This is a genomic window from Niallia sp. Kr1, assembly GCF_050389805.1.
Taxonomy (GTDB): Bacteria; Bacillota; Bacilli; order Bacillales; family Cytobacillaceae; genus Bacillus_BD.
In genome coordinates this window covers 2,647,315-2,659,051 of record NZ_CP130945.1, presented here as the reverse complement: position 1 = coordinate 2,659,051, position 11,737 = coordinate 2,647,315, and the positions used below count along the sequence as shown (strand labels likewise).

The 11,737-nt window shown below is 36.9% G+C and carries 11 protein-coding genes; 2 read left to right on the top strand and 9 right to left on the bottom strand.

Annotated elements, in window-relative coordinates; all coding sequences use genetic code 11:
• Window positions 1-15: 15 nt before the first annotated feature.
• The 9 genes from Q5760_RS12810 to Q5760_RS12770 all read right to left on the bottom strand — a co-directional run bounded on the left by Q5760_RS12810 (window position 16) and on the right by Q5760_RS12770 (window position 9,343).
• On the bottom strand, window positions 16-384 hold the full coding sequence (locus Q5760_RS12810) for a DsrE family protein (protein WP_428908038.1): 369 nt from the start codon (window positions 382-384) through the stop codon (window positions 16-18).
• Window positions 385-406: 22 nt separating this feature from the next.
• Window positions 407-1,018, bottom strand: a complete 612-nt coding sequence (locus Q5760_RS12805; RefSeq protein WP_428908037.1) for a TetR/AcrR family transcriptional regulator — start codon at window positions 1,016-1,018, stop codon at window positions 407-409.
• Window positions 1,019-1,464: 446 nt separating this feature from the next.
• Window positions 1,465-2,553 carry a 4Fe-4S binding protein gene (locus Q5760_RS12800; RefSeq protein ID WP_428908036.1) on the bottom strand — a complete coding sequence of 363 codons (1,089 nt, stop codon included), beginning with the start codon at window positions 2,551-2,553 and terminating at the stop codon, window positions 1,465-1,467.
• Between the two features lie 21 nt (window positions 2,554-2,574).
• Entirely contained in the window at window positions 2,575-3,381 is an 807-nt protein-coding gene (locus tag Q5760_RS12795) for a dimethyl sulfoxide reductase anchor subunit family protein (protein ID WP_428908035.1), read from the bottom strand.
• A gap of 2 nt (window positions 3,382-3,383) precedes the next feature.
• Window positions 3,384-3,947, bottom strand: coding sequence for a 4Fe-4S dicluster domain-containing protein (locus tag Q5760_RS12790; RefSeq protein ID WP_428908034.1), 564 nt, complete (start codon window positions 3,945-3,947; stop codon window positions 3,384-3,386).
• Window positions 3,948-3,965: 18 nt separating this feature from the next.
• Entirely contained in the window at window positions 3,966-6,167 is a 2,202-nt protein-coding gene (locus Q5760_RS12785; RefSeq protein ID WP_428908033.1) for a molybdopterin-containing oxidoreductase family protein, read from the bottom strand.
• Window positions 6,157-6,789 carry a TorD/DmsD family molecular chaperone gene (locus Q5760_RS12780; protein ID WP_428908032.1) on the bottom strand — a complete coding sequence of 211 codons (633 nt, stop codon included), beginning with the start codon at window positions 6,787-6,789 and terminating at the stop codon, window positions 6,157-6,159. Before Q5760_RS12780 ends, Q5760_RS12785 begins: the two co-directional genes overlap by 11 nt.
• Before the next feature lies 1 nt (window position 6,790).
• The gene (locus Q5760_RS12775) at window positions 6,791-7,021 is read right to left on the bottom strand and encodes a hypothetical protein (RefSeq protein ID WP_428908031.1); all 231 of its coding nucleotides are present in this window, start codon (window positions 7,019-7,021) and stop codon (window positions 6,791-6,793) included.
• A gap of 270 nt (window positions 7,022-7,291) precedes the next feature.
• Window positions 7,292-9,343: a molybdopterin-dependent oxidoreductase gene (locus Q5760_RS12770; RefSeq protein ID WP_428908030.1), complete on the bottom strand. Its 2,052-nt coding sequence runs from the start codon at window positions 9,341-9,343 to the stop codon at window positions 7,292-7,294.
• Window positions 9,344-9,467: 124 nt separating this feature from the next.
• Here Q5760_RS12770 and Q5760_RS12765 point away from each other — a divergent pair, with 124 nt between their 5' ends.
• Window positions 9,468-10,073: a 4Fe-4S dicluster domain-containing protein gene (locus Q5760_RS12765; RefSeq protein WP_428908029.1), complete on the top strand. Its 606-nt coding sequence runs from the start codon at window positions 9,468-9,470 to the stop codon at window positions 10,071-10,073.
• Window positions 10,074-10,077: 4 nt separating this feature from the next.
• A complete protein-coding gene (locus tag Q5760_RS12760) occupies window positions 10,078-11,652 on the top strand; it encodes a PucR family transcriptional regulator (protein WP_428908028.1) in 1,575 nt (524 codons plus the stop codon).
• Window positions 11,653-11,737: the final 85 nt, after the last annotated feature.

Here is an 11,737-nt window from a genome sequence, read left to right as displayed (position 1 = left end):
AACATTTTCCTCCATTCATCCGTACGTTATCACTTTGTCACATACAGCGGTCATTTCAACTAAAACACTCGGAGAACCGGTTTCTACTTTTTTATGTTTAAGCTCCTCAACTGTAATCCCTCTTGCACCACATGAGACTTGAGATAAAACGATTCGTCCACCTCTTTCAATAATTTCTTCTACTGAATTTCGCAACTCTGTTGCCGTTACGCCAATCCCTAAAACTGAATCAAGATGTTCATCTTTAATCAATTGGACGGCACTCCCTGCTAAAAACATCGATACTTGATGCCCATCCCGTAAAGCAGTTTTTGCAATCAAAAAGGCTCTATCAGCCTGTGTAGGTTTTTCTGGACCGTGTGTTAAATGAATGAATAAATGCATTCTAAATCCTCCTTATATTTTCCTAATTTAATTGTTTACTATATGTTGGTGATAACTGATTCACTAAAACTTGGACACTATCTTTTATTAAAGCTTCCTCCGGTAAGGATGTAATCGTTTCTGCTGTAACCTCTTCACCGGCCACAAATGAGCGCGAAATAAAAATTCCATAATGCAAATATAAGAAATTCATTGCTTTTGCTTCATAGTCGTCTTCAATAATCAGATTTTTATCTCTCATCTCATTAAAATATTGAACGAGTAATTCTTTTAATTGCCTTGGATGTTTATTCACTTGGTCTAGTAGACCCTTCACATTGTTTCCTTCTTGAATGGCAATTTTTATCACATTTTTGTTATTTTTCATTAATTTGTGATATAACTTTGCTACCATCATCAAATCTTTTTCGAGGTCATAGACAATCCTCTCTTTAAATAGTTCCTTGAACTGAATCGTATAATAATAGCGATCGATTGCTTCTTCTAATATTTTCCTCTTTGTTTTAAACTGACGAAATACCGTCATTTCACTCACATTAGCCTTTTCTGCTATTAATTTGGTTGTTGCGCCTTTATATCCTTTGCTGGCCATTAATTCAATAGCTACTTTTAAAATTTTATCCGAAGTCGTCATAGGCCTTCCCTTCAATCGTTATGGTTGTTATTACTCACTAACATATATGTAGGTAATTATAGAGTTATTACTCACTAACATTTATGCGCAAAAAAATTTTTAGTTCATTATGACTCACTATCTTTTTTAATTGTATTTTTTTGGTCATGGAATGGTGTAATTTTGTTTTAATAGATAAGGAAATCTAAGTTTGATTGGAAAAGCAAATAAAAACATTCAGCAAATGAAAAAGTATATATTACTTTCATTTCTTCTTAATTATTTATTCTGCTATGCTTAAAAAAGACTAATAGTGGAGTGATGGAGATGTTCTTTATAGAATATAAACTCATATAGAGAGTTTAACACTACTAAAATGAAATCGCAATACAAATTTTTAGAAAATTTAAATAATTATATAATCTATATAGGGTGGCAGGTACCTTCCATAAAATAGAAGATGCCTGTCACCCATTTTTAGCAGCGATGATATGTTCTTCTCGAAGTAGCATTCCATTTGGTTGAGGTAGTAATACAATACTCTCCGTATAGCAAATTTCTTCGCATAAGGAACAACCGACGCATTTATATGGGGTTAATGTAATGACTTGGCGATCATTCACATACTCCATTTGAATCGCCTCGGTTGGACACAGAATCGTACACGCCCCGCAAAAGGAACAATCCGGTAGTATCTCTGGCAGACGGGTATCCTTCCGATTCTGCAATTCTTCACTTCCTTGTAATTCTGATATGAACAAGGATCTTTTCTGCATATAAGGATAAGCTGATTCTTTTGTGATATTCTCTACCATTTGATGAGATAATGCTTCCCACTCTTTTTTTACTTTTGTTACTGAATCGCTGTCTTTGATTTTTTCCAGATACGACGGAATGGAAGGAGCGCCGCCTGCCATTTCTTTTAAAACCAATTTATTTGTACTCTTCATTTCGTTAAAAAGAGAAGATAGGAACGCTCTTCGGTCCAAATCATAAGACACTTCTTGATCCCCGTTATACACTTGAGTTAGAATCGGAATCGTCTGACCGCACATTTTTTCTCCTACTTCAAGTTCCTTACGCCAAATCTGTTCTCCTGTCGTTATCTCACAACCCTGACAAGCATCAGGATGATAAATGGAAAGATTTTCACATTTATTCATTATTCTAACCCATGCTTCCCTTGGAATCATTCCAAGACATGGGACTGATACAGCTGTAGCCCTTTTTTTGGAAAGAGTTACTTTGTCACAATGCAGATAGACGGTTTCATTTCGCTCGCAAGTAGAAATGAGATCATATGTAATTTGGGAAAGAGAGGGTCGGTTCATCACAATGGAACCTGTAGGGCAAACGGCCGTACAGAGACCGCACTCCACACAATGATCATCGATGACGATTTCCTTATTGTTAAAAGAAATGCTCTTTGTCGGACAAACTTCCACACAGCTTTGACAAGAACTTTTTGGAGATATCCTGCTTGTACAAAGGTTGCTCTCCACACTTAAGGCAGTCACTTTTTTATCAATTACTTTTATCCAGTTTAATAGATTCATTCCCTCTCCTCCTCTCTCTACTTATAAATGAACCGCTGTTTCATAAAATAAATATCTACCTAAAAATTCACTAACTAATAAAATCGTAAATGCTGCAGAAAATACTTTAACATTACGCAACTTACTATATTTATAAGTTACTATTAATAATCCTAATGCTAGCAAGAATGTAACAATACGAGCCCAAAAGAATCCATGTTGGAATGTTAATCTTGCTGTTTCAACTGCCTCTGGCAAACCTGCAAGCAATGATGAAAAATACCCAATGGCTACTACTGCTGTAAGGACTAACCCGCAAATCGAAAGTACTGAAATATTTACATCTAATTCGCCTTTCACTGTTAAAAAGGCTGCTACAAATAAAGGTCCTAATAACAGGGATGTTAAAAAGAAAGTAAACATAGTATTAACACCATCCCATGCCGGAAAGCTTGGGATCATATATATTTTCGCTGATGAAAAAATAGCAATGACACCAATAATAGATGCGAGCCAGCCGGTCATATTTCGCTTTGCCCGATCTTCCTTAAACCAAAACCATGTATAGACTAGAATCAATCCGACAAATGCACCATAAAAAACAATTTCACGGCTTAACCAAGAAACCTTAAAATTTAAAATTGCACGTGGCGCATGTAATGGTTGTCCTAAATGAAGCATAGACACAAGCAGTGAAATGCCTGCAATGGCTAGTAAAGAAATAGAAATCAGTAAACCTGAATTTTTTGAAATCCTGCCTTTTTTCCGATCTAACCACCATAACGTAACAAATCCACCTAATATTAACTGCGACAAGATCGTAAAGACCACAAGAGGAAAATCATGCATCCTTAAGCCCTCCTAAACTGTTTGCCTGGTTTTGGTAAAATAAATTGAGTTGTTGGATGTGTAATCGATGGGTCAGCAAACGTTGGGACGATACTCACAGTTCCTGAAGGCTGAACTTCATTATAATCCACGATTTCAATCGCCTCCATCGGACATTTTGAAACACAAATTGGATCTTCCCCTACATCAAGACGTTCATAACACATGCTGCACTTATCCATTTTTCTCTTAACTGGATTGTATTGAGGAACCCCGAAAGGACAAGCCTTTCCGCACATTTGACAGCCGATACAAAGATCTTGATCATGAACAACAATACCATCATCTTCACGCTTCGTGTATGCTCCTACTGGGCAAGCTTTCGCACATGCCGGTTCATCACAGTGGTTACAAGCAGTTGATACAAAACAACGGGTTGGAGAACCTACTAAATCCTCCGGTAACTCACGAACGGTTCTTCGTCTCATATCAGGCTCAAGCCCATAAAAGCTTTTACAAGATATTTCACAAGCATGACAGCCGATACATCGATCTATATTCACTAAAAATCCTAATTTTTTTGTCATGTGATCCCCACCTCCTTATTATGCTTTTTCGATATTGACAAAATTATCATGGAAAGCTATTCCAAGTTGACCCTTACTATAATTACCCATATCGGAAGGGATTGCCTTAATATTAAAGTTTTCTGTATAATTGATATCCTTCCACCAGCCTTCATACATGACGACTGTATCGGTTGGAACCGTTTTGGTTAATTTAGCTGGAAGTGTAAGATAACCAGCATCATTGATCACCTTTACGATGTCATTTTCTTTAATCCCATGTTCTCTCGCTAAATCTGGATGTAGTTCCAAAACTGGATGACTTGAAATGGACATTAACCAATCGGTATGTTGGAATTGGCTATGAATCCCTAATTTCCAGTGCGGAGAAATCGCACGAAGTGGATATTCTTTCGGTGCTTGATATTTCTCCACATAAACTGGAAGTGGATGATGACCATATTCCACGGCTTTTTCAGAATAAAATTCATACTTTCCAGACGGAGTTCTAAATTTCAAATCCTGCCAAGCAACCGTAACTTTTTCATTCGCCTTCACCGTTCCACCGTTTTTCCGTAATTCTTCCCAACTACTGACACCAAACATATCACGAATATTTTCGTTGAATTCCTTTTCTACCCAATCCTTAGGATCGCCCGAAACAGGGAAGGTACAAGAACCTGGTTCTAGCTCATTTAATTTCTTCGATAATCCCATCGCAATTTCTAAATCACTTTTCGCTTCATAAAGGGGTTTGATGGCCTGCTCATTTGCATTCATCCAATAGTGCCAGTAGCTGACATTTACTCCTACTGATTCAAATGGAGTTGTTACAGGTAATACAATATCTGAGTACTCGACTGTTTGGTTCATATATAGGTCAGCCGTTACGATTAAGTCCATTTGATCAAAGGCCTTTTTCACCACATTCGGTTCAGGATCTTGTGCTAATGGGTTACGACACGCAATCCACATCATTTTTATTGGCGGATCATTGGCTTCTAATACTTGTGCACCAAAATTGTTCATGTTTACATAACGATCTCCGTCGCCAACCGTTCCTTCAGGAGGTCCGAAGCTCATCGTATGATAATTAAATCCCCATGTTTCTCCACCGATATAATTCATGCCGCCGCCTTTTTTCCCAATATTCCCACACATTGCAGCAAGAGCATCGATTGCACGTACCATTGAACCGCCATTTGTATGACGTTGCATCCCAAATCCTACCCAAATATTCGCTGGGTTCGCGGTTGCATATTCACGAGCAATCCGTTCGATAATTTCTTTCGGAACGCCTGTTTTTTCAGCTGCCCATTCAACCGTAATATTCTTTTTCACATATGAAGCAAATTCATTAAATCCGATGGAGTGATTGTTTACCCATTCTGGATCATATAACTCGTGATCGATAATGTAACGAATCATTCCTAGAGCAAATGCTCCATCCGTACTTGTATTTATTTGGATATATTCGTCTGCTTTTGAAGCGGTTTGCGTAATGATTGGATCAATAACCACAAGCTTTGTTCCCTTTTCTTTTGCTTGTTCGATAAAATACATCGAGTGCGCTGAGGTCCAAGCAGGGTTTGCTCCCCAAAGAATAATATATTCTGCATGGACAAAATCTTCAGGGTCACTATTATAAGCAGTCCCCATATCAAAAGCTTGAGCATCCGAACCCGCTGGATCACAAGGTGTTCCTTGTGCGCGTGTGGTATACCCGATACTTGACAGCATTCCTTCTGATGCATAATTTAGTATATTAAAGTTACCGGAATACTTGTTTAAACAGATTGGGAGAGTCGTACTATATTCTTTTTTTATATCAAGAATTTTTTTAGCAATAATCGTATAAGCTTCATCCCAGCTAATTCTTTCCCAATTTCCTGATCCACGACCCTTTTGGCGCATTGGGTATTTAATTCGATCGGGTGAATAAACAACCCGTGGATATGTATTTCCTTTTACACAAAGACGACCTTTCGTGTACAAGTTGTTTTCATTTCCTGTAATAAACGTAATTCTTCCATCTTCAACAGTTGTGACAATCGAACAAGTATCGTAACAATTTCGTGGACATGCATTATAGAATGTTCCCTTTTTGCTAGTTGACTGTGCTGAGGCGGTTGGAACTAATCCTTTTGAAGCTTTCGTTCCAATCGCTCCTAATCCTAATAAACTACTTAATGTTGCAGAACCCTTGATAAAAGTTCGGCGAGAAAATTTTTCAGTTATCATTTGAATTCCCACCTTCCGTGTCTCTTTTTTCTAGTTGTAAAAACTCTTTTAATAAAACACCCATGGCATAGGTAATCGGATGCTGACTGTTTTTCATGACTCTGCTACAATGCTCAAAAATCCATTTAAACAGATGTTGTTCTAAAAACATTTGATAGAGTTGTTGATGCTCTAACAATTGGTCATTTAATAAATGTAGAATCAATTCCAATTCAAATACGATATGATCATCTGGAACCTGTCCTTCATTTTCGACTTGCAGGCCCACATGATGGTAAAAGTTACGAACCTTTAAAGTATCTTGCTGCATAATGGTCCCTTCTAAATTCCGATAACTGGATTCAAAAGGAGAGGATAGTAACCCATTCGGTCCAACAAATAAACGGTTATAGTCATATTCAAAGGTTTCCAAATCGCTCTCATTGACATCTTCTAAAATCTTTAACGCTTGTGAGATATCATGATTAATGACGAAACTTTGTAGATCTCGCAAAATCTGTGCTAACTGTTTCCATTGGATCGGTGTCAATCTATGAAACTCGCCTCGATAATAATGCCAAAACATTTCGTAGATTAGTAGCTTTTCTTCATGACAGACCACATCATTTTGTAGAATCGTCATTTTATTCAACCCCGGTTCTTGATTGAATTTTTTTCTGGAGCACCTCAAACTCTTCCTTTTCTTCATCTGTTAATTTCATTTCTTTCTTTACAGTAGGATGTGGATCCCCAACATATTCTTCATTTGGGACAAAATCAATTTTATCTTTTATATTTTCCTCCGCTTGCTGCCCGCAGCCTAACAGTGAAACAATCAATAATACATTCATCAATAGGAAAAGAAATGATTTCATATCTCTTTCGCTCCTTTCACTTTCTATTAAAATCATATCAGAGAATTAGCTTGATAGATTGTAGAACTATACACAAACTTTTAGCATCGTCGGTGTAAAAAAAGTAACTTTGTACGTTTCTTCACATTTTATACACAATTTCGCAATCATTTTGACAAAAAATTGTTCATAAATTGTTCTTAAAAGGCTATATTAGAAAAACAAAAAAATGGATATGTTTAATGGTTTGTTGGAAACAACCAATTAAAAACACATCCATTGTGGATTAGATTATCTTAGCTTTTCAATATTTACTCCTATACTATTTATTGCATTTCCCTTTCCACCTGTCTTTAATTTCCCCATATCTGCAGGTATAAAATGAATTAACCTGTTGATCAATGGATGATTAGGATAGACCAATAAGGTGTGAGGATGTACATCTTGTAAAAATTTTGCCCGAATGGTGATCTCCCCATTTTCATTAAATATCCTTACTATCGTATCATTTTGAATTGCCTTCTCTTTTGCCAAATTGGGGTGTAAATAAATACAAGGTTCTTGATAAATATCCTTGAAAGAGAGTAAGTTTTGAAATTGTGAATTGATCCGAAAAGGTTCATGATTTAATAATAATATATAGGGGTGACGTGAAGAGGTTTTCGTACTCTTCAAATCCAACCCGAACGGTGATAGTTGATTTTGTTCTGCCTCCGAGGAGTACAATTCTATTTTTCCTGATCGTGTCGGGAACGTTAAATTCTCCCAAGCTGTTTTCGGGATATCCATTCTTTTTGGACCGTTTAATAATTCTCTCCAGTTTGAAATATGGAGCTGCTGATAAAATTCTTCCGTAAATTCTTGATCAATAAACTCCTCATCCGTTAAATCGGTCGGAAATCCACTAAACCCTCTCCTTTTTTCATTTAATGTTCGTGAAAGCAGACGGGCTATTTCTAAATCACTTTTGCTTTCATAATAGGGTTGAACTGCAGGCTGGTTCACACTGATCCAATGATGCCAATAACTCGTAACGATTTCCCATTCTTCGAACAACATTGTTGCAGGCAAAACAATATCGGAATACTGAACCGTTTCGGTTAAAAAATGTTCGACCGTTACAATGAGTTCCATTGATGATAAAGCCTGTTTTAATGCTTCTATATTAGAACTTTGCGTAAGTAAATTCCGACAAGTGATCCATAGAAATTTAATCGGTGGGTCTTGTTGAGCTTGGACATCAACCGCAAAATCATTTATATCGACGGATCGAAATCCAGTTTGTTCAGGGGCAAGAAGTGGAGTATGATTTAAAATTTGATAGGTAAATTGATCTGTTTCTCGTTGACCAAATTGAACTCCACTGCCTTTTTTTCCTATATTTCCTGTTAACGCCGCTAATGCATTAATGGCACGAATGTTTTGACCGCCATTCTTATTTCGTTGCATCCCAAACCCGATCCACATCGTAACTGGTTGATGCTTACTCAATCGTTCCGCCATAAATTGTATCGCTTCAATACTCTGTCCACATTCTGCTAAAGCCGCTTCCATTGATAAACCTTGTAAATGCTCTTTTAATTCTTCCCATCCATTACTATACTTTTTCAAAAATTCCACATCATCCCATTCATAATCGATGATGTATTTTGCAATGGCAACAGCAAGGGTCCCATCACTTCCAGGCTTTACTTGAAGGTACACATCTGATTTCTTTGCTGTTTCCGTATAAACCGGGTCAATTGTAATCACTTTTGCTCCGCGTTTTTGTGCTTCGTATATATAGTTCATCGAGTGAATCGACGTCCAAACGGGATTCACTCCCCAGAGAATAATCGTTTCCGCATGTAGAATATCTTCCATATCGGAGGTTTGATAGCCACCATAGTCATAATATAACGCATCCATTCCTGGAGCCCAACATGGGTTCCCTACCGCTCGGGACGTTTTTCCTAATCCATTAAAAAACCCTTCCATGGCATGATGTAAAACACCCATATTTCCTGAGTACTTATTCAATGCTAATGATAGATGGGATCCATAACGGTCATATAATTCAATGATTTTACCCGTAATAGTGTCAATCGCTTCTGACCATAAAATCCGCTGCCAATTTCCACTACCTCGTGGCACCTGACGCATAGGGTATTTAAGTCGATCTGGATGATAGACTTGATTGATATAATGATATCCTTTGGCACACAGCAATCCTTTCGTATAACCATGTGCGGGATCACCGGTTACCTTTTCTAAATGACCATTTTTCGAATAACCAAGAATACTGCATGAACTATAACAATTTCGGGGACAAACATGTCTAGTCACATCATAGTTTTGATCCATTTTACATCCCCTCCTAAAAAGTTCTAAAATATGTACTATTTTTCACAATAAATATAGTAAATAATCTTATATAATGATTATATAGAAAAAATCGTAAAGAAAATAGAAAGAAGGTGACAACTTTTTGAAGCAATTAGGATTCTTAGTCCATATTGAAAAATGCTTAGGTTGTCGATCTTGTGAATTCTCTTGTAAAAATGAACATGGACAAAAAGACACTTTTCGTCGAAACATTCATAGTTTTCAAGATGACACAGATAAGGCTGGACAACATTTCCATCATTTCTCCATGTCATGTAACCACTGTTCCAACCCCGCTTGTATGGCGGTCTGTCCGGAGATGGCGATTCAAAAGAAAGCAAATGGTGTGGTCGTGATTGATCAAGTCAAATGTTCAGGTTGTTCCCTTTGTGTGTCGGCTTGCCCTTTTGATGCCATTTCTATTAATATGATCACAAGGAAAGCCGATAAATGTGATATGTGTTATGATATGCAAATGCAAGGCGAATCAACGATTTGTGTTTCATCTTGTCCAGTTCAAGCGATTGAAGTCATCGATCTAAATGATCCGAAAAACGCACATTATGATAGAGCCGTATATGGATTTGAAATGAAAAAAATGACAAACCCGTCAATCCGATTTAGTACCCATCATTCAGCCCAATCTCCAGAGAAGACTAAGACGCTTTTCTGGTCTAAATCATTAATGAATGAAACGGAGGTTGATTAATTAATTGCTCACATTTCAAGAACTCATCACTGCTTCTCCTTTCAATCAAGCTAATATTATTGGAGGCTGGAAAGGTAAAGAAAAGAGCTTTTTACATGTACAAGACACGCCTATAGGAAGTGACGTAACACTACTACTGATGCAAAGCGAGCCTGATACGGTTGCACAACTTCAAGACTATCTTTTTCTTCCGCATATACAAGGGATTCTCTTGTTTGGAAAGATGGAGCCTTATCTTACAAACGAAGAAGTGAATGAGATTGATACTCATCACAAGCCTGTATTATTTTTAAAGGAAGAAATAAACCTAGTTAGTTTGAAAAAGAGCATCAGCGATCTTGCACACTTAAAATCAATTGGTTTATATCAATATGTTTTCGAACACTCTACCCGTTATTGGGTTGAACTCATTGATTCACAGGGATTAGCCCCCTTTTTCAAGCGTTTATCGCTTATTTTGGGACAGGAAATCTTTCTTTTAGATGAATATTTCTATCTTCATTCTATACATAGCAACCACCAACAGGAATCATTTAAACATTTGGAGTCCCTTTATCAAAGTCAAAATGCGGGGAGGCAAGAGCCTGAATCCTTGTTGCTTTTACAAGATAGGCAAGAACATTATTTTCTCTTCCCGCTGGTCACGGAAACAAACCAATATGGTTTTGTCGTTTTCAAGGAACAACCAAATATGATGATTGATATTTGTATTGAGCAAGTGATCCATACAATCCCTGCACTTCTCTCATTTTTTAAAAAAGAAGAAGCCGTTTTACGTGCTCATCAATCGTATAAAGACAATTTTCTCTATAACTTACTCTATAATAATATAGAATCGGAACAATTACTGTTTCAACAAGGAAAACAATGGGGTTGGGATTTCGCGAAACAAGCTGAGTTAATGGTCATACGATTTAATCAGAAAATGGACCAAATGAACTCTGGGATTAACATCGAATTGATGCTGAAAAAAATTCAATTGTTTATCTCATCTCGTTCATTACACGGGATCATATTTAAACTTCAAGGAGATATCATTGTTATCATTTTTGAGGATAGCTCTCTTTTACCTAAACAACGAAAAGATTTTACATTGACTTTAGCTCAACAGATCCATGATCAATTAAAGAAAGAGTTAAAGGAATTAGAGTGTGAGATCGGAATTGGTCGCCACTACGCTTCGAATAAAGAGTTATTCCGTAGCTTTTATGAGGCAAAAGTAGCGATTGAATTAGGAAAATATGAAATAAAAAAAGCAGCTGTTCGTCACTTTGAGGATATTGGGATTGGAAGGCTCTTATCAAATATCCATCGTAATACTTTACATGATTATTATGCGGAGGTTTTAAGAGACGTTTTACTTGATCAAGAAAATAAGACTGTCCACCTAGAAACATTAGAATCGTTTTTTTACAACAATGCGGATATCAACTTAACCGCCGAACAACTATACGTTCACCCAAACACACTAAGAAAAAGACTAAAAAAACTAGAGTTAATCTTAAACGCCGATTTCAACCAACTCGAAGACTTACTCGAAATCTACGTAGCCATCAAAATTATGAAAATGATCAAATAATGTCAGTTTGGGTGTCAGGCATCTTCCAGAAACTGGAAGATGCCTGACACCCTTTAATTTTGCAATGTTTCATGATAGAATCATA

Excerpts from the sequence above, each read along its gene's own strand:
- Q5760_RS12770 (WP_428908030.1), bottom strand. The coding sequence starts at position 9,343 with ATGGATCAAAACTATGATGTGACTAGACATGTTTGTCCCCGAAATTGT.
- Q5760_RS12780 (WP_428908032.1), bottom strand. The coding sequence starts at position 6,789 with ATGACGATTCTACAAAATGATGTGGTCTGTCATGAAGAAAAGCTACTA.
- Q5760_RS12805 (WP_428908037.1), bottom strand. The coding sequence starts at position 1,018 with ATGACGACTTCGGATAAAATTTTAAAAGTAGCTATTGAATTAATGGCC.
- Q5760_RS12795 (WP_428908035.1), bottom strand. The coding sequence starts at position 3,381 with ATGCATGATTTTCCTCTTGTGGTCTTTACGATCTTGTCGCAGTTAATA.
- Q5760_RS12810 (WP_428908038.1), bottom strand. The coding sequence starts at position 384 with ATGCATTTATTCATTCATTTAACACACGGTCCAGAAAAACCTACACAG.
- Q5760_RS12785 (WP_428908033.1), bottom strand. The coding sequence starts at position 6,167 with ATGATAACTGAAAAATTTTCTCGCCGAACTTTTATCAAGGGTTCTGCA.
- Q5760_RS12800 (WP_428908036.1), bottom strand. The coding sequence starts at position 2,553 with ATGAATCTATTAAACTGGATAAAAGTAATTGATAAAAAAGTGACTGCC.
- Q5760_RS12790 (WP_428908034.1), bottom strand. The coding sequence starts at position 3,947 with ATGACAAAAAAATTAGGATTTTTAGTGAATATAGATCGATGTATCGGC.
- Q5760_RS12775 (WP_428908031.1), bottom strand. The coding sequence starts at position 7,021 with ATGAAATCATTTCTTTTCCTATTGATGAATGTATTATTGATTGTTTCA.